This is a genomic window from Methylocystis parvus (genome assembly GCF_049675845.1).
Classification (GTDB): domain Bacteria; phylum Pseudomonadota; class Alphaproteobacteria; order Rhizobiales; family Beijerinckiaceae; genus Methylocystis; species Methylocystis parvus_A.
Map to the genome: position 1 here is coordinate 2,280,596 of NZ_CP187161.1, position 18,780 is coordinate 2,299,375.

25 protein-coding genes and 1 tRNA gene are annotated in these 18,780 nt (G+C 62.9%); 8 read left to right on the forward strand and 18 right to left on the reverse strand.

Annotated features, from left to right (window positions below; genetic code table 11):
- Positions 1-61: 61 nt before the first annotated feature.
- Positions 62-2,512, reverse strand: a complete 2,451-nt coding sequence (locus tag ACPFMJ_RS11775) for a TonB-dependent receptor family protein (protein WP_424360205.1) — start codon at positions 2,510-2,512, stop codon at positions 62-64.
- 645 nt (positions 2,513-3,157) lie between these two features.
- On the opposite strand from ACPFMJ_RS11775, the gene ACPFMJ_RS11780 reads away from it, so the two are divergent.
- On the forward strand, positions 3,158-3,835 hold the full coding sequence (locus tag ACPFMJ_RS11780; RefSeq protein ID WP_424360206.1) for a response regulator transcription factor: 678 nt from the start codon (positions 3,158-3,160) through the stop codon (positions 3,833-3,835).
- Positions 3,835-5,283, forward strand: coding sequence for a sensor histidine kinase (locus ACPFMJ_RS11785; protein WP_424360207.1), 1,449 nt, complete (start codon positions 3,835-3,837; stop codon positions 5,281-5,283). The genes ACPFMJ_RS11780 and ACPFMJ_RS11785 overlap by 1 nt, the downstream gene beginning before the upstream one ends.
- An 87-nt stretch (positions 5,284-5,370) precedes the next feature.
- On the opposite strand, the gene ACPFMJ_RS11790 is transcribed toward ACPFMJ_RS11785, so the two are convergent.
- A tRNA-Lys gene (locus ACPFMJ_RS11790) sits at positions 5,371-5,450 on the reverse strand.
- A gap of 212 nt (positions 5,451-5,662) precedes the next feature.
- Between ACPFMJ_RS11790 and ACPFMJ_RS11795 the strand changes: the two genes are divergently transcribed.
- Together ACPFMJ_RS11795 and ACPFMJ_RS11800 are read left to right on the forward strand one after the other, a co-directional pair.
- Positions 5,663-6,349, forward strand: coding sequence for a DUF3489 domain-containing protein (locus ACPFMJ_RS11795; RefSeq protein WP_424360208.1), 687 nt, complete (start codon positions 5,663-5,665; stop codon positions 6,347-6,349).
- 103 nt (positions 6,350-6,452) lie between these two features.
- Complete coding sequence (locus ACPFMJ_RS11800) at positions 6,453-7,628, forward strand: tyrosine-type recombinase/integrase (protein WP_424360209.1); 1,176 nt, start codon at positions 6,453-6,455, stop codon at positions 7,626-7,628.
- Between the two features lie 168 nt (positions 7,629-7,796).
- On the opposite strand, the gene ACPFMJ_RS11805 is transcribed toward ACPFMJ_RS11800, so the two are convergent.
- From ACPFMJ_RS11805 to ACPFMJ_RS11870, 14 genes are all read right to left on the reverse strand, one after another.
- Positions 7,797-8,264 carry a hypothetical protein gene (locus tag ACPFMJ_RS11805; RefSeq protein WP_424360210.1) on the reverse strand — a complete coding sequence of 156 codons (468 nt, stop codon included), beginning with the start codon at positions 8,262-8,264 and terminating at the stop codon, positions 7,797-7,799.
- Positions 8,261-8,794, reverse strand: coding sequence for a hypothetical protein (locus tag ACPFMJ_RS11810; protein ID WP_424360211.1), 534 nt, complete (start codon positions 8,792-8,794; stop codon positions 8,261-8,263). The genes ACPFMJ_RS11805 and ACPFMJ_RS11810 overlap by 4 nt, the downstream gene beginning before the upstream one ends.
- A complete protein-coding gene (locus ACPFMJ_RS11815) occupies positions 8,791-9,942 on the reverse strand; it encodes a phage Gp37/Gp68 family protein (RefSeq protein WP_424360212.1) in 1,152 nt (383 codons plus the stop codon). The genes ACPFMJ_RS11810 and ACPFMJ_RS11815 overlap by 4 nt, the downstream gene beginning before the upstream one ends.
- On the reverse strand, positions 9,935-10,189 hold the full coding sequence (locus tag ACPFMJ_RS11820; RefSeq protein WP_424360213.1) for a hypothetical protein: 255 nt from the start codon (positions 10,187-10,189) through the stop codon (positions 9,935-9,937). The genes ACPFMJ_RS11815 and ACPFMJ_RS11820 overlap by 8 nt, the downstream gene beginning before the upstream one ends.
- Positions 10,186-10,386 (reverse strand): hypothetical protein, encoded by a 201-nt coding sequence (locus tag ACPFMJ_RS11825; protein WP_424360214.1) that lies wholly within the window; start codon positions 10,384-10,386, stop codon positions 10,186-10,188. The genes ACPFMJ_RS11820 and ACPFMJ_RS11825 overlap by 4 nt, the downstream gene beginning before the upstream one ends.
- Complete coding sequence (locus tag ACPFMJ_RS11830; protein ID WP_424360215.1) at positions 10,386-11,018, reverse strand: phospholipase D-like domain-containing protein; 633 nt, start codon at positions 11,016-11,018, stop codon at positions 10,386-10,388. Before ACPFMJ_RS11830 ends, ACPFMJ_RS11825 begins: the two co-directional genes overlap by 1 nt.
- Entirely contained in the window at positions 11,015-11,485 is a 471-nt protein-coding gene (locus ACPFMJ_RS11835; RefSeq protein WP_424360216.1) for a hypothetical protein, read from the reverse strand. The genes ACPFMJ_RS11830 and ACPFMJ_RS11835 overlap by 4 nt, the downstream gene beginning before the upstream one ends.
- Complete coding sequence (locus tag ACPFMJ_RS11840; protein ID WP_424360217.1) at positions 11,482-13,731, reverse strand: ParB N-terminal domain-containing protein; 2,250 nt, start codon at positions 13,729-13,731, stop codon at positions 11,482-11,484. Before ACPFMJ_RS11840 ends, ACPFMJ_RS11835 begins: the two co-directional genes overlap by 4 nt.
- Positions 13,728-14,066: a hypothetical protein gene (locus ACPFMJ_RS11845; RefSeq protein WP_424360218.1), complete on the reverse strand. Its 339-nt coding sequence runs from the start codon at positions 14,064-14,066 to the stop codon at positions 13,728-13,730. The genes ACPFMJ_RS11840 and ACPFMJ_RS11845 overlap by 4 nt, the downstream gene beginning before the upstream one ends.
- Positions 14,063-14,344 (reverse strand): hypothetical protein, encoded by a 282-nt coding sequence (locus ACPFMJ_RS11850; RefSeq protein WP_424360219.1) that lies wholly within the window; start codon positions 14,342-14,344, stop codon positions 14,063-14,065. The genes ACPFMJ_RS11845 and ACPFMJ_RS11850 overlap by 4 nt, the downstream gene beginning before the upstream one ends.
- 6 nt (positions 14,345-14,350) lie before the next feature.
- Positions 14,351-14,488, reverse strand: a complete 138-nt coding sequence (locus tag ACPFMJ_RS11855; protein WP_424360220.1) for a hypothetical protein — start codon at positions 14,486-14,488, stop codon at positions 14,351-14,353.
- A gap of 134 nt (positions 14,489-14,622) precedes the next feature.
- Positions 14,623-14,892, reverse strand: coding sequence for a hypothetical protein (locus ACPFMJ_RS11860; RefSeq protein ID WP_424360221.1), 270 nt, complete (start codon positions 14,890-14,892; stop codon positions 14,623-14,625).
- An 8-nt stretch (positions 14,893-14,900) separates the two neighbouring features.
- Positions 14,901-15,155: a hypothetical protein gene (locus ACPFMJ_RS11865; protein WP_424360222.1), complete on the reverse strand. Its 255-nt coding sequence runs from the start codon at positions 15,153-15,155 to the stop codon at positions 14,901-14,903.
- Positions 15,152-15,316, reverse strand: a complete 165-nt coding sequence (locus ACPFMJ_RS11870) for a hypothetical protein (protein ID WP_424360223.1) — start codon at positions 15,314-15,316, stop codon at positions 15,152-15,154. The genes ACPFMJ_RS11865 and ACPFMJ_RS11870 overlap by 4 nt, the downstream gene beginning before the upstream one ends.
- A gap of 170 nt (positions 15,317-15,486) precedes the next feature.
- On the opposite strand from ACPFMJ_RS11870, the gene ACPFMJ_RS11875 reads away from it, so the two are divergent.
- Positions 15,487-16,011, forward strand: coding sequence for a hypothetical protein (locus tag ACPFMJ_RS11875; RefSeq protein WP_424360224.1), 525 nt, complete (start codon positions 15,487-15,489; stop codon positions 16,009-16,011).
- A 162-nt stretch (positions 16,012-16,173) separates the two neighbouring features.
- Here ACPFMJ_RS11875 and ACPFMJ_RS11880 read toward each other — a convergent pair whose 3' ends face one another.
- Positions 16,174-16,929, reverse strand: coding sequence for a hypothetical protein (locus tag ACPFMJ_RS11880; protein WP_424360225.1), 756 nt, complete (start codon positions 16,927-16,929; stop codon positions 16,174-16,176).
- Positions 16,835-17,512 carry a hypothetical protein gene (locus ACPFMJ_RS11885; protein ID WP_424360226.1) on the reverse strand — a complete coding sequence of 226 codons (678 nt, stop codon included), beginning with the start codon at positions 17,510-17,512 and terminating at the stop codon, positions 16,835-16,837. Before ACPFMJ_RS11885 ends, ACPFMJ_RS11880 begins: the two co-directional genes overlap by 95 nt.
- Before the next feature lie 125 nt (positions 17,513-17,637).
- Between ACPFMJ_RS11885 and ACPFMJ_RS11890 the strand changes: the two genes are divergently transcribed.
- From ACPFMJ_RS11890 to ACPFMJ_RS11900, 3 genes are all read left to right on the forward strand, one after another.
- A complete protein-coding gene (locus ACPFMJ_RS11890; protein ID WP_424360227.1) occupies positions 17,638-17,766 on the forward strand; it encodes a hypothetical protein in 129 nt (42 codons plus the stop codon).
- Positions 17,767-17,980: 214 nt separating this feature from the next.
- Positions 17,981-18,379: a hypothetical protein gene (locus ACPFMJ_RS11895; RefSeq protein WP_424360228.1), complete on the forward strand. Its 399-nt coding sequence runs from the start codon at positions 17,981-17,983 to the stop codon at positions 18,377-18,379.
- Positions 18,366-18,689 carry a hypothetical protein gene (locus tag ACPFMJ_RS11900; protein ID WP_424360229.1) on the forward strand — a complete coding sequence of 108 codons (324 nt, stop codon included), beginning with the start codon at positions 18,366-18,368 and terminating at the stop codon, positions 18,687-18,689. Before ACPFMJ_RS11895 ends, ACPFMJ_RS11900 begins: the two co-directional genes overlap by 14 nt.
- Positions 18,690-18,780 lie beyond the last annotated feature (91 nt).

Consider the following 18,780-nt stretch of genomic DNA (forward strand, 5'->3'; position numbering starts at 1 on the left):
CTCCATGGGCGCTTGCTTGAATGACGTGCCTCGCAAAGAACGAGGCCCGTCACGGCGACAACTAGAATTTTAGCTTAACGCCGCCAACCAAAGCCCGCGGCGAGCCTGCGAGTATCCCCGCGCCTTGCGCCGTGGAGAGCAGAAGCGTCGGCGTCTGGATCGGGGTGCCTGTGATCAGCGTGTTGCTCATCACGAGTGAACCGGCGATATAGGTGCGATCGAAGACGTTGTTGAGGTTGAGATACATCTCCAGATTCTTGATGTAAAAATTCTCGACGTCGCGATTGTAGTGCAGGTTCAGATTGACCAGCCCATAGCCCGGCAGGGATGTGAAATTGGCATTGTCGATCGTGTAGCCCGCCTTGAAGACATATTCGGCGTAGGCCCCCAATCCCTTGAAGTCGCCGGTCGGCTGATCGTAACCCACGCGCGCCGTCAGCGTATGCGGAGACACGTTGGGGATCCTGTTGCCAGAACGATTATACATAACGAACCGGCCGTTCATGGCGCCGAGATTGTCCCAGTAGTTCGTGAAGAACTGATCGTTCAGCGTATATGCTGCTAGGAAGCGCCAGCCGTCGAAGGGCCGCCAATCGATATTCGCTTCGAGACCACGATGGATCGAGGCGGGCACGTTGGCCTGGTAGCTGACGAGTCCATTTGACAGGGTCAGAATTTCGTTGCGATACCACTCATTGAAGCCGGTAAGGCTCACCAGCACGTTGCGGCTCGGCGTCCAGTCGATCCCGACATCGACGCCCATATTAGTCTGCGCCTGTAGGCCGGTATTGCTTCCGGCGCCCGTCTGCGTCGACGTCAGATAAAGGAAGGACGGCGTGCCGTAACCCGCGGCGTAGCGCGCGCGGACCTGCCATTCCGGGCTGTAGCGATAGGTCAGAGAGGCTTCCGGCGCGGTATTCCAATAGTCATTGTCGACCCCGACCTGCTGCGGCAGCCGCCACGTGCCGTTGGCGTTGTAATTGTAGACAGTGTTGACGCCCCAGACGCGGTTCCAGTTCGTGCTGAAGCCAATGACTCCGGTCAATTGAGGCGTCAGCGCAATCTCCTCGCGCGCGCGCAGCCCGATATTCGACGTATAGCTGTCGAATTTGCCGACCGCGGCGCCGACCGCGCCGTAATTCCAGACATTTGGGAGCTGGTTGAAGAGCGGATTCGTGGTTTTGACGTTATTGTAGAAGAAACCGAGATAGTGGGTCGCCGGCAGGCCGAAAACAGGGAGGTGACTCGTGATGTCCGTGCTGGCGTCGATGCCGACGGAAGGTCCGCGGATCGCGACGGGTCCGCCAAGCCCGCCCAGAACGGCCGGCCCCACTTTCGGCGGCGGCCAGGTGCCGTTGATGTAATCGAAATAATTATAGGTGAACTGGCTCCGCCAGGTCGTCGCATTGTCGAAGTCATGCTCATAGCGGGCACCGCCGATCATCTGCTGCGAATGCAGATGCGAGCCGAGCTGCCAGACGCTCTGATTAATTAGCGGAGCCAACGCTGAGGTGAATATCCCGTTCCTCGGCACGTTGAGATTGTTGCAAAACGGCAGATTGGCCGGGGTCGCAATGGCGCAGCCGAAGCTTGTGCCGTATGGGTTCCAATAATACTGATTTTGAGAACTTCGGTTCATGAACGTCGAGAACGAATCGTTGAACAGATACTTAAGCGTGAAGCGATCATTGGGCGTCGGCGCCCATCTCGCAAGAAGGCGCGCCTGGTCACCCGAAAATGCGCTCCGCGCGAGATAGCCATCGCCACGGGCGTCCGAGGCGAAGATCGAGATGTCGAACTCGCCGAGGCTCGCGGTCGCTGCCTTCTTGCCCGCGCGGATGTAATTATTAATGTAGCCGAAACTGCCGAATTCGGACCCAGTGTCCAGTCCGTCGATTTCCGCGCCCGAAAATGTCCGGAAATTGATCGCGCCGCCGAGAGCGTAATTGCCGAAGAGCGCCGATGAGGGGCCGCGATAGACGTCCGTGCCGTTATATGCGTGCGGATCGAGGATATCCGTTCGGCCCGTGCCGTCAGCGGTCGTGATCGGAAATCCGTCCTCGTAGAGCATGATGTTGCGGACGCCGAGCGGAAAGCCCACCGAGTAGCGGGAGCCCGAACCACGGATCGAAATGTTGACCTCTCGTGGGGTGTTGCCTTCCTGAATCTGGACGCCGGGGCTGTATTGCAGCATTTCCCGCACGGTGAACATGGGCGTTGGCCTGAGGAACTTGTGATCGACCGTCGTGACCGTTTGCCCCGGCGGGTCTCGATAAATAGGCAGCTTGGCCCGCGCGGGCTGGAATCCTGGCGCGGCGTTTATCGATTCTGTCCCATTGGTCCCAATCGCGGGTGCGGCGGCGGGCGCGGGGCTCGATGCGCGAGGGACGGCCCGCCGGGCGGCGCCGACTTCAATGGTCGGCAGCGTCTGCTGTGCATCGGCGACTGCAGGAACAAAGGCGAGCAAGAGTGACGCGACGGATGCGCCGCGCAGAAGACGTGAGCGTGACATGAAAAGCTCCAGGAGCGGCCGATCGACCGCAATCTACTGACTTATTTGAGGGAACAGCCTGTCGGCCTTGCGCTGAGATCAGTTCGCCAGAGGCGGTGATCTTGGAGACTGCGATCCAAGCTGATTAAAGGTTCCGAAGGGAGGGACCTGCCAGGAAAGCCCGGCAACGCGGTGAGGAGTTCGCGACCAGGGAACCAATAGCGCGTCGTTAGCACCTAGAAAGGGTCTCGGCGCGCCGCCCACATGATCGACCGCACACGCATCGCAGCGATGCCGCCACAAATCTTTTGACGGCGCGCTCTTTCCGGCATCCCTGCCCGCCGTGCAATCCACGCCCGCAAAAGCTTGGCCTATGCCAGCGCCGACTCCGCGCCCGTTCGACGCTCCCGCCGCCGACAGGGCGGCACCGTGAAGGGTCAGACAGAGCAGAAAAATCCAAAGGGCGCGGAACACGGTTCGACCTCGATCGGAGCGTTCCCGATCGTTAACACTTGAAGGTAACGCGAGCGCAACCGCCGGAGCGATTGCCGGGGTCCCCAAGCAGAAGCCGTTTTACTGTTGCAAGAGCGCAACAATAGCGGATAGCCTATGGTCTGGAGGCGCGTTCGATTTGTAATCCAAGCGCGAGATGCGGAAAATCCTCCGATGAGAATATTGGTCGTTGAAGACCATATCGACATGGGCATTCTCATGTCGGACCGCCTCGAGCGGTCGGGATATCTCGTCGACCGCGTGGGCAGGATTGCCGACGCGCGGGAGGCGCTGCACGCATTCGACTATCCCATCCTGCTGCTGGACCGACGCCTGCCGGATGGCGACGGCTTGGATTTCCTGCCGGAGATCCGCACATTGCGGCCAAATATTCGCGTACTCATGGTCACAGCGCTGCGTTCGCTCGACGACCGCGTCAATGGCCTCGACGCCGGCGCGGACGATTACTTGATCAAGCCCTTCGCGCCTGACGAGCTTCTCGCGCGGATACGCGCCAGTCTGCGTCGGCCCGGCGCCGCGCCGATTCCTCCCGTCGTGCTGGGCCATTTGTCTTTTGACCTCAATTTGCACGAAGCGCAGGTGCAAGGCCGACCACTGGCGCTCCACAAGCGCGAACTCCTGTTGCTGGAGACGTTGATGCGGCGCGCCGGACGCGCTGTCACTTATACGGTGATCATCGACGAGATTTATGGACTGGACGAACAGGTGCAGAATGACGCGCTCAAAATGCTGGTGTCGCGGCTTCGCCAGAAGTTGAGAGAGGCCGATGGGGGCGTCGAAATCTATGCGACGCGGAGCGTGGGCTATATGATCGCGCAGGCGCGCGCCTGATGCGACCGCGCTCTCTCAAGACGCGGTTAATCCTCTTTTGGATCCTCGGTTCGCTTCTGGCCTATTTTTCGACGCCTATCACCGTGCAAATCCCACTGGCTTTTTTTTGGGGCCGCGACCATCGGCAGGCGCTTGAGGTCTGGACGACGAAACACGCGCGGGACGTTCTGATCGACGCGCTTAGACGCGGGGACGACGGCAAGCTTTATATCGAGTCGACCCCGCAATTGCACAAACATCAGGAGCGCAACCCAGACTTCCGCTTCGCCGCGTTTGATCCAGTAAGCGGCGCTTTGCTGCCAGGGTCTTCGCAAGGACTCGCCGAGCATTTCAGACCACTCCTTGGAGACGTTGAAGTGTTCGGCTCGCTTTTTCATCTGGAGAATGACCCAAATCCTAATGCGCGCGGTTACGTGCGCACGACGCTAACGCGCTTCGGCAAAATCGAGACGATTGTGTATGGCTCGAACTTTCACTGGGACGACGTCTTCTACCAGTTGAACGCTTATCTGATCATAGAAAATATTCTCGCCTATATTCCGCTTTGCGCGCTCATATTACTGATCGGATTTTTCGTGGTCCGCGGAAGTTTGGCTCCACTGAGCGTCGCCGCCCGCAATATTAGGAAGATTAGCGTCGACACGCTGAACTGGCGTGCCCCGGACGGAAATCTCCCCTCGGAAATCGCGCCTTTTGTCGATGAAGTGAACGCCGCCTTTCAACGCGTTCGCGACGGGGTCGCGCGGCAGCGACGTTTCACGGCCAACTCGGCGCATGAACTCCGCACGCCAATCGCCATTTTGTGCGCACGGCTCGAGAAAATGAACGATGGCCCGCTCAAGGCGGAGTTACAGCGCGACGCGGCTCGAATCAAAACAATTCTAGAGCAACTTCTCGTCTTGGCGCAGATCGAGGAACGCGCCCATGAGCAAAAAATTCCGAAGGTCGATCTGCGAGAAGCGATTCTCACGACAATCGCAGATTTGATGCCGATCGCATATCATAGCAATCGTCAAATCGAATTCGAGGCCCCGGATGATCCGGTTCCCGTCTACGCTTTCCGCTGGGCCGTGGAAAGCGTCGTTACAAATCTCATTGAGAACGCCCTGCGCGCAGAGCCGTCCGGGGGCTTCGTTGTCGTCCGCTTATTGGCAGACGGCATCGTCGACGTTATCGACCACGGCCCGGGAGTTGCGCCAGAGGAGCGCGACATCATTTTTGAGCCGTTTTGGCGAAAAAGCGACGCCACGCCAGGCACTGGACTAGGCTTGGCCATCGCCAGAGAATTGATGGAAAAGCTAGGCGGGCGTCTTTGGGTAACCGAAACTCCTGGTGGCGGGGCAACATTCAAGGTTGCTTTCGCCCGTCCGCTCACCTCCATTCAGCCTCCGGGCCTAGATGGAGGTCGGCAACGAAAAGAAGCACGCCGCTTTATCCAAAGCCTGTAGGGTTGATACATTGCTCGGCGTGGTCACCATGTGGTCACCAATCCGACATCAGCGTTGCCATCAAGTCCCTTAACACGTTGATTTTATTGGTGGGCGCACAAGGGCTCGAACCTTGGACCCGCTGATTAAGAGTCAGCGGCTCTTCTCTCCCTAATAGCTGCGCGACCTCCGCGGCCCCCGAGGCTTCTTCGTTTTCTCGCTGATGCCGAGCCTTCCGCGCAGGCCTCTGAAATTCCACTGGACTTCTTGTCGGAAGAGAGCGTTCTTGGCGTCGCGGCGGGAAGATAGCCCCGAACGCCTTTCTCCTCACCCTGCGGGCCATGGGCCTTCGCAGGGTCGCGCTGGTGACAGCGCAGGCTGTCCAAGCGGAGGAGAACACATGACCAAGCTCACGGATTCCCAGCTCATCGTCTTGTCGGCGGCGGCCGCGCGTGATGATGGGTTAGCGGTTGCGCCTTTGAAGATGAACAGGGCCGGGGCCGCGAAGGTCGGATCGCGCCTTCTCGCCCGCAAGCTGATGCGGGAGGTGAAGGCGAAGCCGGGCATGCCGGTCTGGCGCCAGGACGGGGAGGGGCGCCCGATCAGCCTCATGATCACCAAGGTGGGACGCAAGGCGATCGGCGTCGAGGAGAGCGATGGGACTAGCGGCGTCGATCAGCCCCGGAAGCGCACTGGCGCAAGAGCCGCCGCACATGCGCCGAAGCCGCAGGGCGAGCGCCGGGAGCAGGAGTCCCAGCCAATCGAGAAGCCGCGCGCGGGCTCGAAACAGGTGCTGGTCATCTCGATGCTGAGCCGCAAATCGGGAGCGACAATCGACTCGCTCATCGAGGCGACAGGGTGGCTGCCGCACACCACTCGGGCGGCGCTCACCGGCCTGCGCAAGAAAGGGTTTTCGATCGAACGCGCCCGGGAGAAGGACGTCTCGGTCTACCGCATCGGTGGAGTGGCGCCGGCCAAGGGCACCACGGGCCTTTTTCCCGCCTTTCCGTTTCCCTCCGTTATCATCCGAAATCGCCCGCAAAGCGGCGCTAAGCGTCGGAAAAGCTGGGCGGTTTTTCGCGTTTGAGCTTCCGTTATCGTCCATAAGCTTCCATTTGCAGCCGTTGCGTTTTGTTGGTAGCCGGTTGGTATGACGCGGCCGGCGGGCGGCCATACCAACGGGGGGCGACATGGCGCTAACCGATGCGCAGGCGCGCGCGGCCAGGCCGCGCGACGGGAGGCTTACGAAGCTTTCAGACGGGCGCGGGTTGCAGCTATGGGCGCATCCTTCCGGTAAGCGTTCCTGGCATTTGGCGTTCCGCGCCGGCGGCCGGCAGCGCTCGATTACGCTGGGCGACTATCCCGCCCTATCGCTCAAGGCGGCGCGCCAGGCGGCCGACGAGGCCCGCGCCCGCATCGCCGCCGGCGCGCTCGACGCGCCGATCGCGGCGGCGCCCGCGCCAACCTTTGGCGCGCTCAAAGCGCAATGGCTCGACGGCGTCGAGCGGTCGGGCACCGCGCCGGCGACGATTGAAAAGGCGATCTGGCTCGCCGGCCTCTCGCGCGAGCTCGACGCGCGGCCGATCGCGGAGCTGCGCGCGCCCGACATTCTCGCCGTATTGAAGCGCCTCGAGGCCGCCGGCCAGCTAGAAACGGCGTCGCGCCTGCGCTCGACCATCTCCAAAATCTTCCGATATGCGGCCGCCGGCGGCCATGTCGACACGGATCCGACCGCGCTTTTGCGCGGGGCGCTTCTGGCGCCTCGGCCGACGCACCGGCCGGCGCTCGTCAAGCGGGAGGATTTCGCGCGGCTTATGCGCGCGATCGCCGCTTACCAGGGCAAGGGCGGAATCGTGCGCGACGGGCTCTTTCTGCTCGCCCTCACGGCCGCGCGGCCGGGCGAGCTGCGCCTCGCCCTCTGGCCCGAATTCGACCTAGAGGCCGCCGTTTGGACGGTCCCGCCCTCGCGTATGAAAATGCGCTTGCCGCATCGCGCGCCGCTCTCGCGCGCCGCCGTCGAGATCCTCGCGCGGCTCAAGGCGGAAGACGGCCAGGCGCGGCCGCCCTCGCCCTTTATCCTCCCCTCGCCCCGGCCCGGCCGGCCGCTTTCCGAAAACGCCTTTAACGTCGCGCTGCGCGCCATGGGCTTTGCCGGCGACGAGGCGACGGCGCACGGCTTCCGCTCATCATTCTCGACGCTCGCAAACGAGTCGGGCCTGTGGAATTTCGACGCGGTCGAGCGCGCCCTCGCCCATGTCGACGCAAACGACGTGCGGCGCGCCTATCACCGGGCGGATTATTTCGACGAGCGCCGGCGGCTCATGGAATGGTGGGCGGGCGAGATTATGGGAATGATTGGCGACTAGCCGCGTAGGACGCGGCCATTGCGATCAAAAGAACCGCAAGCGCCACGGTCGCAAATTTGAAACCGAAAGGCCCCTCGCTCGCGGGCGGGAGATCGTCGAGCGGCGGCGGCGGGGGAAATTTACCAGCCGTGCGGTCCTGAAAGGCTTGTGCGCGCGCTAATGGCGTTTTCATGCGTCGAGACCTTCACAAACAAGCGCCAGGGCGCGTCGGCCGAGTTCGTCGGCGTGGTAGGGCGCGCAGTTGTCGCAATCCTCGTCGAATGGCTTTCCTGTGGCTGCGTGGCGCGGGCAGAGGCGGCAGAAGCAAAAGAGATTGTGGCCGACGAGCTCGCGGATCCGCGGCGGCGGGCCGTGGCGCTCAAGCATCGTTTTATGCATGGCGACGGCCGTCTCGGCGTCGGCGACAAAAGTAAAGCGCAAGTCGTGTTTCGCGAATTGCGCCGTCTTCCATAGCCAACGCCATTCTTCGCCGACCTCGCCGACGCGAAACCATTGGCCGACTTGAAACGGATTGCCGAAATCCCCCGGCCGCGTCACGGCGCGGCCTGGCAGGCCATTGGCGGCGCGCGAGACGGCCTGCAAATCGAAACCCTTGGCGCGCTTGCGCTGTAGCCGGACGGGGCGCGGGGCGCTCATGCGCGCGCCCTCGCCTTGCGCGCCCGCGCCCATCCTGCGCAGGGCTTTGTCGGCGCGCCACGCTCGTCTAGCTCTTCGTGGCACATAAAGAGGCGCTCGCCAGGCTGCGCGCATGTCTCGGCGTCGATCTGCGTCGGCGGGCATTGGTTGGCATGCGTTCCGAGCCGGAAGGCGCAGCCGGCGCAAAGGCCGTCGTCGCTCATGCCGTGCGCGAGTTTAACGCCGAGGCATGCTCCGAAAATGGTCGGGAGGTTGAGCGCCTCGGCTTCGAACGGATGCATGCCGGCGTCGGTGATGCAATAGACCTCAAGGGCCGTGTGGCAGTTCGCGACGACGCTATTCGCGAGGCCCATGAAATTCGCGAAGAGCTCGACGAGCGCCGCCGCGCCGCGCTCTTGCGCGATTTTCCCAAGGATCTTCCGGCGCAGCTCGACCGGAAGGCCTTGCGCGCCAGCCAGGGCCTCGGCGTCTTGCGGCGAAATAGCGTAGGCGACGGCGCGCGGATCGTCATATTTTGTTGCGGCGCTCATGCGCGGGCCTCTGGAAAAGCGTTGTGCGCGCAGCCGTCGAGCAGTCGGCCGGCGCGGGCCTTGCCGACGCGCTCGACGTGGCAATCGCCTTTTCGGAAGTGCCCGTCCGGCTCGCCGTGCGCTCTAATCTGCACAACGCGACCGGCTCGCATGTCGTCGCCAGGGTCGACGCCTGGGCGCATTTTATGCTGCGCCCACTCGCCCCATTGCTTGAAAAAGAACGGAACGCCCGCCGCCGCGCATTGATCGCGCAGGCTGCGCGCCCAGTCGGGATGCATGGGGCGCGCGTTCGGGCCGCTCTCGCCGCCGCAGATGACCCAATCAAGGCGCCCATGGCCTTCGGTCTGATAACGAAGCGCATCGAAGCTATCGGAAAGGTCGTCGCCTTCCGCGAAGCGCTCCGAGACCGGGCGTGGCCACGGAATGTCGGTAAGGTCTATTTCCCCCAGCATCGGCTCAATCGACACGAAGCGCACGGCCGCCGGGGTGGCGAGAAGATCGGGGATGCGCGCGCTGGCTTCCTGCTGGCGCTCGGCCGTCACGCCGAGCCAGACATTCGGGAGCGGCCAAGGGCAGTCTAAGTAAAGGCTGTAGGGATTAGCGACGCGCTTCAATTCATCCATAAAACTGCCGTCGCCTTCCATGTGGCCGGCGGCTTGAATGTGGACGCGTTCAAGAGGCATGCGACCGAGGAACGGAATTTTAGACTTGGCCCCGTTGCAATATTCCCGCATGCGCGCCGCGCGCTTCGTAAGAATCTGAAACGTCAAATGCGGCGAAAGCGCCATAACTGCGAAAATTCGGTCGATCGTCTCGTCGGCGACGGCCTCGTGAAACAAATCCGACATGGAATTGACGAAGACGCGCGCGGGTTTTTTCCAGCGCAGCGGCTCAAGAAGCTTGCTTTCAGGCGCGTGTTTTACGGTTCCCGTCCAAACTGGTTTACCTTTTACGTATTCGGTCAAGCCGCGATAGTGCTTAAGCGGCCCCGGATCCCCGCCGTGGTTCGCTTCGTAAGTGTCGGACATGGCCTCGAGCCGCGAGGCCATCGCCATTGCGTAGCAGTTCGCGCAGCCTGGCGAGACGATCGAGCAACCCGCGAGCGGATTCCATGTCTTGTCGGTCCATTCGATCCCGGTTTTAGCCATTATTGGCGGCCCCCTGCCCGTCGCGTGCGTTCGGAAGGCTGTCAAGATAGGCGTCGAGCGAGGCGACCGAGACGAGAACGAGCTTGTCGGCGCGCCGCGCCTCTAGCACGCCTTCGGCCAGCAGAATGGCGAGCTTTGACGCGCCGCAGCCGATATATTTCGCGGCCTCGGCCTTGCGCAGATAGCGCGGCCGCAGTTGCACGACGGCCGAGCGGGCGGCGTCGATTTCCACGTTATGCGCGGTCATTCCTTCCCCCTGATTTCCGCGACGATTTTCTCGACGGCCTCGATCTCGCATCGCTCATGCGTCCAGTCGAAAGCGCAAAGATCAATGGCGATCGCGCGCGGCGTCCAGCCTTCGAAGCGATAGCCGTTCTCGGCCGCGTCATTCAAAGCCTGCTCGACGCTCTGGCGCGTGGGCGTCGTCAATTGTCCATCGGCCATCACCGCCCCCACATCGTCGCGAAATGCGCAGCGAAGGCCGCGCAGACATTGGCGCCGCGCAAGAAAACCGCGTCGTTATCCTGCATTTTTAGGCCGGACGCCGAGAAATTGGCCGCGCCCGTGCGCAGCGTCGCGCCGTCGACGCAATAGGCCGTGAGATGCATCGGCGGTTCCGCGCCGGGCTTGTATTTGATCAGCGCGCCCGTCTCGGCTAGGCGGCCGAGATGCTCGGTAATCGTCGGGCTGTCGTCGTTTCGCGCGGCCTGCTTGCCGTCGAGATAGACGCGGACCTTGACGCCGCGCCGCGCGGCCTCTGCGATCGCGTCGATTACGGCGACGTCGGTCAACGCATAGGCCGCGACGTCGAGTGTTCGCGTCGCGCGGGCGATCTCGGCGACGTCCAGCCGCTCAAGGTTTTCGGTCGGCGCGAAATGCTGCTCGAAATCGGGAAGCGTGAGCGGCTCGGCGTGCGCCGGGGAAATTTCCGCCGGCGCGCCCAGCTCGGCCGAGAGGCTCACGCCGGCGACGTAGGCAAAGGCGACCATGAGGCCGCCGAGCGCGCGCCGGGCGGCGCTGGTTTCGGCAAAGCGCATGGCGGCGTCGAGAGTGTGTGTGGAGAAAGCGAATCTCATTGCGCGGCCTCGAAAGTATTGCTGCCCATGCTGGCAACGAGCTTGTGAAATCTCTTGCGCACGTCTGGCGGATACTCTCGCTCGTCGAGAATGGTTTCTTGATCGCGGATTTCTTCGAAAACCCAGCCTTCTACCGAAAATTTGTTGCGCTCAAACCAAAGGCGAATTGCCGCCTCAACGCATTTTTCAAGGTCGGATTCCTGATCGGCGGTCGCGTCTTGGTTTCCGAGAACGCCTTCGCAGCTCTCTGGATCGACGTTTTCCTCGTTGATTCCGACGAGCTGTTCGATGATTTCCCAAGCCCTAATCCTGAAATTGAGGCGGGATCTTCGCGCGCGGCAGATGGAGAACCTTTCCCCGCAATATTCAGTGCGGCCAAAGGCGATCGCTGCCTCTCGCGTGGCGGCCCCGGTCGCGAGCCATCGCTCTTCGCACTGTGAGACATACCATTCAAAAATGAGGCTCATGCTGCGTCCCTCTCCTTCGCGTCGCTCGCCGGCGCGCCCTTCAAGGCGATGTTGAGATATTGCCAGCCGGTCTTTGAGCGCTTCTTCCCGACGCCGATCGCCGCGATCGCCTCGCCAAAAGCGCGCTGCGTCAAGGGCGTCCTGTCGCCGATGAAATCGGCATAGGCGGCGTAAAGCTCGCCCGCCTTCACCTGGCCGGCGTGGAGCGCCTCGTTACCGAAATGCACGCGCTGGCGCAGGAAGGGGGCGAGCAGCGGCGCCGCGAAGGCGCTCGCGACCTCGTCGATCTTCGCGTCGAGCGCGCGCGCCTCGTCGGATTTCGCCGCCTCGTCGGCCGCGATCGCGCCGGCCATGGCGGCGGCGAGAGGCGTCGCGTCGATCGGGCGCTCGTCGTCGGCGTGGATGGCGTCGGCCGCCGCATGCGGTGCGGCGGCCACGGCGGCCCAATTGGCGAAGGGCGCGGGGAGAAACTGCCGGTCGAGCGCAATATGTGCGGCGGCCTCGGCGACCTTGTCTTTCGGCTTGTTCCTGTGCGTCTTCGCCTCGCCCTCGCCGATCATGGCGCCGATCGCGTCGAGCGCGCGGCCCTTGCCGATCGCCTCGAAATAGCTGCGCCGGTCGAGCGCGTCGTAAAGCGCGCCGGTCATATCCGCGCCGCGCGTTCCGGCCGCGCCGATCAGGGCCGCGATCGTCGAGAGGCTCGCGCTTTGCGTATCGACGGCGAGCGCCATCAAGCGCGCAAAGGCGACGGTTAGATCGCCGGTCGGCGCGGCGGCGCAGGCCGCGAGCGCGTTCTCGAAACGCTCGCCGGAAATGGCGCGCAACAGGCCGTTGGCCTCTTCGGCGCCGATCGCCCAGGCGGCGACCGGGCGCAGCGCGACGCCCGCGACGTCATAGCAGCAACCGAGCGCGGCGACCGCCATCGCGATCGCAATGTCGGGCCGCCGGCGCAGCGTCTCGGCCAGGGCCTTCGTCGCCGTCTCGTCGATCACCGCGCGCAACGCCTTGCCGGGGGCGGCAAAGGGAGCGCCCGCGGGCGCCGCTTCGTCGGTATGCTCGCCGCTCTCGCCCGGCGAGGCCTGGGGGGCCGCCTCGCCGGGCTTGGTTTCCGCCGATTGCTGGCCGGCGGATTCCGCGGACGCGTCGGGGAGCGCAACGCCGCGGGATAGGTAAATCTTGCCTTGTGAATCGAGGCCGGCGAAGACGCCATGCGCCGCGCGCTCTTCGGCGGACCATTCGCGCAGAATGGCGTCGAGCATGATCTTTTCCTGCTCGGCCAATAGCGCGTCGGCGTCGGCCGAGGCCGGATCAGCGTCGATGGCGGCAGCGATCTCGTCGAGGCGCGCCTCTTCCTCTTCCGTCAATTCCGGCTCGTTTTCATAGCCCCAAGCGCCGTCGTCTTCGATCACCGCGCGCGCCCAGCCCTCTTCCTGCGCCACGCGCTCGGCCTCGGCGCGCAGCAGCTCGGCGGCGACTTTCTCGGCGATCGGCGCGTCGCGCAGCGCGCCGGCCGTGAAGAGATCGCCGGCCACGCGGCCGCCGGCCTCGACATAGGCTTGCACGCGGGCGGCGTCGGAAAGGATGAAGCGTGAAACTGGCTCGTTTTCCGGCATGGCGTCGCCGCGCAGCGCGCGGCGAATAACGATCGGATTGTCGATCCTGTGGCGATCGTCGCCGCATTGGTCGAGCAACGCCTCTTGCGCCTCGGCGCTGCCAACCGTGAAGGCCGCCGCCGCTTCCGCGCCGATCTTTCCCGCGCGCCAAAGCTCGCGGACGCGGGGCGAGAGGCCGGCCAGGGCGAGGCGCTGATTGACGCGCTTTTCCGTCTCGCCGAAATCGCGCGCGATCTGCGCAACGCTCATGCCGGCGTCGACGAGCTTCGCGAAAGCCTCATATTCGTCGACCGGATGCTGCGGGCGCGGCGTGACGGCGGCGGCGAGCGCGACTCGGATCGCCGAGGCCTCGTCGCCTTTGTGGATCTCGACGGGGATATTGAACCCGCCCAGCACATTGGGGCCGTGTTTCCCTTCGGCCTTGAGCGATTGCAGCGCGCGCCAACGCCGGCCGCCCGACAAAACCTCAAATTCGTCGTCGCTGTCGGGGCGCGGCCAGACGACGAGCGGATCGATCAGGCCGCAAGCCGCAATCGTCGCGGCGAGCGACGAGACGTCGCTTTCCATGTCCTGGCGCGGATTGAGCGGCGAAATGCGCGTAATCGCGGAAAGGGGGAGCGCTTCGAAATTCATGGGGTTTCCTTCGTGGCGTCGACGCTCGCGCCGCGCGCGGCGAGATCGTGCAAGTCTTCCTCGGCCTGCATGAGCCGCAGCGTGAGGCGCAAAACTTTCGCCTTGCGCCAGGCGAGGACATTGTGCGGCATGGTTTCGGGCGCGCTGGCGTCGCAAATCAGCGCGGCCAGCGCGTCGCGCGCCGTCTCGACGTCGCGCTCGGCGAGCGCGGTTTCGCAGCACTCGGCGGCGTCGCGCAGCGCCTCGGCGAGGCGCGCTTGATGCGCGGCGGCCTCGGCGCGGGCCTGCGTCTCGCGGCGCGAGCGCACGGCGTTGAGGGCGACGACGGCGCTCATAGAGCGAGGCCCAAAATCGCGGCGACGGCGGCGATCGCGAGCAGACCCCATCCGGCGACGGCCCAAAGCCCATTGCGCGCGGCGCGGCGCTCGGCGTCGTCGGCGCGGCGGCGCAATCTGGCGACCGCGCGGATCGCCTCGCTTTGCATGTCGATAAAGCCGGGCCGCGAGACGAGGCCGCCGGCGTCCCATTCGCCCGCGATCAGCTCGTCGAGCGCGTCGCTTGCGAAGCGCCGGGCGGCGCGGAAGAATTCGGCGATAGAGTTGAGAAAGCGCATAAAGCCTCACAAAACGAAGGTTATGACGATCCCGACGACGGCGACCGCAGCGGCGGTGGCGCGGGAAAACGGAAAGGCGGCGGGCGTTATCAGCCCAAAGAAAACGCAGGCCTCGGCCTGGCCGGGCGTGAGGCCGCGTTTCATTGCGCCCTAGACGTTGCGAACTGGCACGGGGCGCGGCATGCCGTGGCGACAAGCGCCGCGCTGGCGAGCGCCGCTGCGCCAATCGTGAAACAAAGGAAGGCGAGCGCGAGGGCCTGTCGTCTCATGGCGCGCCCTCAAACCGAATGATGGTCGATCAGCGCGGCGGCGTCGTCGCGCGGCGGGGTTTCGGCGCGGTCGCGCGCATTCGGGATCAGGTCGAGGCCCGATCGACCGTCGAGCTGACGCGTGCCGTCGTGGCAGAATTTCACGGGGCTTTCTTCGCCGTCCTTTTCCATGAGCGCGACGATGGATTGGCGGCCCTTGGCGTCGACGCAGATCACGCGCGCGCGCTTGCCGTTGCGGGTGCGGCATGTTTCGCCGGGTTTGAAAAGATCTCGGCTCATGCATTTTCCTAATTGGTGGAGCTGGGAACGGCGGCGCGCATGGAGATTTCGACGTTCATGCGGGCGAGAATGTCGTCGAGCAGCGCATAGAGATCGGCGTCGGCGACATTGGTCGCTGAGAACGCTAGGCAGCCGGGTTTTCCGTCATCCGTAAAAACGAAAAGCGCGACGCCGACGCCGGGTCCGAAGCCAATTTGCGCGGCCTTGGCGAATTGATCGACCGTCTCGGTGTTGACGGGGAGACGCATGGGATCGCCGGTCATTTCCGGCCCCGCGAGCGATGCGGAAGCCGGGAGACGGCGCGGGCGCTGGCGCGCTCGCGGGCGGCGGCGCGGGCCGTGAAGATGCTCGAGAGCAGCTCGCCCGCGAGCCAAAGCGCGATGAAAATCACGAAGGGGATAAGGGGGATGAGATTGCGAAGCATGGCGTGCGTCCTCGTCGGCCTCGGAGCTCGCAGGGGATGCGGGCGGGCGAAGCGGTGACGAGGAAAATGTGGAACGTTCTGTTCCTTTCGTCAAGAACGTTTTGTTCCATCCTCTTCCGTGTTAAAAAGGAAGCCCGGCGCGGGGCCGGGCTAGAAGCAAGGACGATTCGATGTTGTCGAGAGAGGAAATTTCCGAAAGCAAGTTGGATGAAAAATTTATGCGAGAGGTGGTTTCGCAGGCGGAAAAGCGTCTGGCTGATTTGCTTGAAGCAAAGAAATCGACCGACGGGAAATCGACGGCACTATTCGCCGCCTATGTTGCTGCGGCCTCGGCGAGCTTCAGTATCGGGGCGCTGGTCGCACGCGGCGGGCCAATCGGCGATAAGGGACTATGGTTTTTCATCGCGGGCCTCGCATTCGCTTCCGGCGCAGCAGCTTTTGCTCTGGCGCTTCGGCCGGGAAAATTCGGCTACATGGGGTCCGAGCCGCAAATGTGGATGACCCCGAAATGGGTCGACGGAGAGCCGGGACGGGTGGAGCTAATGCTCGGATATCTCGCGTCATTCTACCAGGACCGTATTGACCTGACCGATCGCGCGAATCAGGCGCGATATAGGATCTTCATTGCCGGCCTCTATTTCGGCATGGCGGGAGCGGCGAGCTTCGCCGTCTCCCTTCTGCTAACGCTGTTTTAGGAGCCTTGCGGTTTCGGGCTCCCGATCGGCTCGTCGCGCGTATTCGACCCCCCATCATCCGGCGGAGCCGTCGGCTGGTCGGGGCGATCGTTTCCAGAGGTTAGTTCAATTTCCAAATTTGGCATGAAGGAGGTCCTTGTAGGGGCTGGTGGTATACTTGTTTTACCGTCCCGCGAGCGCTGGGGCGCGGGTCGCTGGGGTCGCTGTCGCGGGCGCGAAGGGTTGAGGTGGGGGCGCATCGCGCCCCTCGCTCGTTGGGCCGCAGAGCCCAGACAATGCCGAAGCAGGGCTTTGACCAGCAGCTCGAACCGCAGTTTCCTCATGGGTGCAATATGCCCAGTCGGGTCGCAACCCAAGCATATAATCCACGCGCTTCCAGAAAAGGCGATACAATGGGAAAGCATTCATTGTGTTTTCATAGGGCGTCGCCGCATAGCCTCCTGTCGACGTCCCTGCTTCAGAAATACTGATGCTGGCGACTTTTGCTCCTGGCGCGTCCTCGACGGTAAACTCCCATTTTTCCCGTCCAGACGCAGAGGCAAAGACCGCGTAAATGAAATATTTCCGCAGAGCGGTAAAGCCGGAGGCGGTATATCGAATTTCGACGTCTGCCGGGTCGGAATGCTTGATTACGGTTTCGGCAGCTCTGATCACCCTTTCGCGATCTTCTCCTTTGTAGCGCCGCGTTGCCTCAGCAAGAAAGTCATCGCGATCGGTGATCGTATGAGGCGCAGAACCACAGGATGAAAGCGATAATGCAAAAACAATATACTTAAGACGCATTAAATTATCCTTCTGCTTTTCGTGATCGATATATACAAACCTATATTTTGCAATCACTTTGCGTGTAATTGCTTTGCGTATATCGGTAATGATCCGTTGATGCGCTAACGAAAGGGCGGCTTTCTTCAGCTCCAAACAGCCAATCGAGTGATAAGCCCGTAAGACGGTGCAGTTCCACCATGACGGCGAACCTTGGCTCGCGCGCTCCATTCAACCAATGCTCAACAGCCTTTGGGCCAACCAAAAACTTTTCGCCAACCTTTTTCTTATCAACCTTCCCTTTTTTATCAACGAAACCTGCCTGCAAAAGCGCGATCTCAAGCCTAATCGCCCAAAGCGGCAGTTGCAGTTTCTGAGTTTTTTTCGCGTCCACGGCGCGTTTTGGGTCGTTGTTTTCGGATCTAGGCATTGCATAAGTATCTGATATTCGAACAATATGTTCCACGAACATATTGTTCTTGACGTTTGGAACGTATTGTTCCATTTTTGAATCATGAAATTGGCAGATTACCTTCATCAGAACGGAAGAGGCGAAGCCGACTTCGCGCACGCGCTCGGCGTCACCACGAAGGCTGTGCAAACGTGGATCAGTGGCGATCGCATTCCACGGCCGACGCAAATGCAAAAGATCATTGATGAGACAAACGGCGCTGTTACGCCGAACGATTTCTTCGTGGGATGTGCCTCTCCCGCCGCCGACGGCCCCTTTCGTTCCCAAGCGCCTGGCGGCGCGCGCGCGGAAACAGCGCCGCTACCGATGGCTGCCGAAAAAGTAAGCGAGGCGGCGGCAGGGAACGCAAAACCTATCCCTGTCGCCACAGCCTATCCACGCGAGGCGGCGGAATGAGTGAGACGGCGCGCCCCGATACGAGCCTCGCCGCGTGCGGGCGCGTGACCGACGCGGCCAATACGGCGCGCAACAATCTTCAAAATCTGCGGCGTGAGCTGATCTCGCTCGGCTGCGATGAGTAAGCCGCAGAATGCGCGCGCTTCGCCGACCATCTCTATGACCTTGTGACGTCGATCCAACCGAAAATGCGAACTGCGTCTGAGTAACCGAATTGAGCGCGCCCGCGCGGTTTGCAGCCCGCGCGAAGCGCCGTGGTGAGGGGTTTTCAATCGCGTTTCCCATGCCGCGTTTATCGCATGGGAGTTTCAGTCAATGTGTCCAACAGGAATGGATAAAATGTCCATAGCGGAATCGATCGACGAGCAGGCGCGGGGGTGGCTCAAATTCTCGCTACGCCGCGAAGAGAAGCGCCTAGAGGGCCGCGTCGATCCTGACAAGCTGCGCGGTTTCGCGCGCTCGCGCCTCGCCTCGCGCATGCGGCAGGCCCCCGGCACGCTGGAGAATTTCGAGAGAAAGCGCCTCAAGCGCATCGGCCTCGATCTGATCGACTCCATCCGCAACGAATTCATCTGCGACGTCGAGCGCGAAATCGGAAGACTTGAGCATGAGCTGGCTATCGCTCGCGAAGGATATGGCGACCTTGATCGGCTTGAAGCTCGCGAGATTGAAACGCATCTGGCGACGGCGCGCGCATTGCTGGCGCGGCGAAAGGGGGGCGTAAATGGCCGCCCCTAAGCGCAAGACGCCGGCCCGCGCCGCGACGCGCCTCGCGCGCGAGATCGCCCGCGTCCCTCTCCCCGGCGGCGTCGTCGTGCCGATCACGGTCGAGCCGCTCACGCCGGCGCAGATCGACATGATCGTGACGGCCGCGCGGCCGTCCTATCTGCGCGGCGAGCTCGTCAATTATCGCCGCGACCTCATGCGGGACGGCCAGGCCGACGCGGCGCGAAAGCTGACGCGCCTGCTCGCCGATTTCGATTTCATTTCGCGCGGGCTCGTCAAGCCGGCGCGCAAGGAACGCGGCGAGGCCTCCCTCGCTTCGTGACGGCCGGTCCTTCCGGCCTCTTCTCTGGCGCCTTGCCGGCGCGGTCATCCCGCGCCGGTCTTTTCGCCAAGGTTTTCGGCGCGTCGCGCCG

Excerpts from the sequence above, each read along its gene's own strand:
- ACPFMJ_RS11780 (WP_424360206.1), top strand. The coding sequence starts at position 3,158 with ATGAGAATATTGGTCGTTGAAGACCATATCGACATGGGCATTCTCATG.
- ACPFMJ_RS11775 (WP_424360205.1), bottom strand. The coding sequence starts at position 2,512 with ATGTCACGCTCACGTCTTCTGCGCGGCGCATCCGTCGCGTCACTCTTG.
- ACPFMJ_RS11845 (WP_424360218.1), bottom strand. The coding sequence starts at position 14,066 with ATGAGCGCCGTCGTCGCCCTCAACGCCGTGCGCTCGCGCCGCGAGACG.
- ACPFMJ_RS11800 (WP_424360209.1), top strand. The coding sequence starts at position 6,453 with ATGGCGCTAACCGATGCGCAGGCGCGCGCGGCCAGGCCGCGCGACGGG.
- ACPFMJ_RS11840 (WP_424360217.1), bottom strand. The coding sequence starts at position 13,731 with ATGAATTTCGAAGCGCTCCCCCTTTCCGCGATTACGCGCATTTCGCCG.
- ACPFMJ_RS11825 (WP_424360214.1), bottom strand. The coding sequence starts at position 10,386 with ATGGCCGATGGACAATTGACGACGCCCACGCGCCAGAGCGTCGAGCAG.
- ACPFMJ_RS11815 (WP_424360212.1), bottom strand. The coding sequence starts at position 9,942 with ATGGCTAAAACCGGGATCGAATGGACCGACAAGACATGGAATCCGCTC.
- ACPFMJ_RS11830 (WP_424360215.1), bottom strand. The coding sequence starts at position 11,018 with ATGAGATTCGCTTTCTCCACACACACTCTCGACGCCGCCATGCGCTTT.
- ACPFMJ_RS11785 (WP_424360207.1), top strand. The coding sequence starts at position 3,835 with ATGCGACCGCGCTCTCTCAAGACGCGGTTAATCCTCTTTTGGATCCTC.
- ACPFMJ_RS11820 (WP_424360213.1), bottom strand. The coding sequence starts at position 10,189 with ATGACCGCGCATAACGTGGAAATCGACGCCGCCCGCTCGGCCGTCGTG.
- ACPFMJ_RS11875 (WP_424360224.1), top strand. The coding sequence starts at position 15,487 with ATGTTGTCGAGAGAGGAAATTTCCGAAAGCAAGTTGGATGAAAAATTT.
- ACPFMJ_RS11890 (WP_424360227.1), top strand. The coding sequence starts at position 17,638 with ATGAGTGAGACGGCGCGCCCCGATACGAGCCTCGCCGCGTGCGGGCGC.
- ACPFMJ_RS11865 (WP_424360222.1), bottom strand. The coding sequence starts at position 15,155 with ATGACCGGCGATCCCATGCGTCTCCCCGTCAACACCGAGACGGTCGAT.
- ACPFMJ_RS11835 (WP_424360216.1), bottom strand. The coding sequence starts at position 11,485 with ATGAGCCTCATTTTTGAATGGTATGTCTCACAGTGCGAAGAGCGATGG.
- ACPFMJ_RS11900 (WP_424360229.1), top strand. The coding sequence starts at position 18,366 with ATGGCCGCCCCTAAGCGCAAGACGCCGGCCCGCGCCGCGACGCGCCTC.
- ACPFMJ_RS11855 (WP_424360220.1), bottom strand. The coding sequence starts at position 14,488 with ATGAAACGCGGCCTCACGCCCGGCCAGGCCGAGGCCTGCGTTTTCTTT.
- ACPFMJ_RS11805 (WP_424360210.1), bottom strand. The coding sequence starts at position 8,264 with ATGAGCGCCCCGCGCCCCGTCCGGCTACAGCGCAAGCGCGCCAAGGGT.
- ACPFMJ_RS11795 (WP_424360208.1), top strand. The coding sequence starts at position 5,663 with ATGACCAAGCTCACGGATTCCCAGCTCATCGTCTTGTCGGCGGCGGCC.
- ACPFMJ_RS11895 (WP_424360228.1), top strand. The coding sequence starts at position 17,981 with ATGTCCATAGCGGAATCGATCGACGAGCAGGCGCGGGGGTGGCTCAAA.
- ACPFMJ_RS11860 (WP_424360221.1), bottom strand. The coding sequence starts at position 14,892 with ATGAGCCGAGATCTTTTCAAACCCGGCGAAACATGCCGCACCCGCAAC.
- ACPFMJ_RS11810 (WP_424360211.1), bottom strand. The coding sequence starts at position 8,794 with ATGAGCGCCGCAACAAAATATGACGATCCGCGCGCCGTCGCCTACGCT.
- ACPFMJ_RS11850 (WP_424360219.1), bottom strand. The coding sequence starts at position 14,344 with ATGCGCTTTCTCAACTCTATCGCCGAATTCTTCCGCGCCGCCCGGCGC.
- ACPFMJ_RS11870 (WP_424360223.1), bottom strand. The coding sequence starts at position 15,316 with ATGCTTCGCAATCTCATCCCCCTTATCCCCTTCGTGATTTTCATCGCG.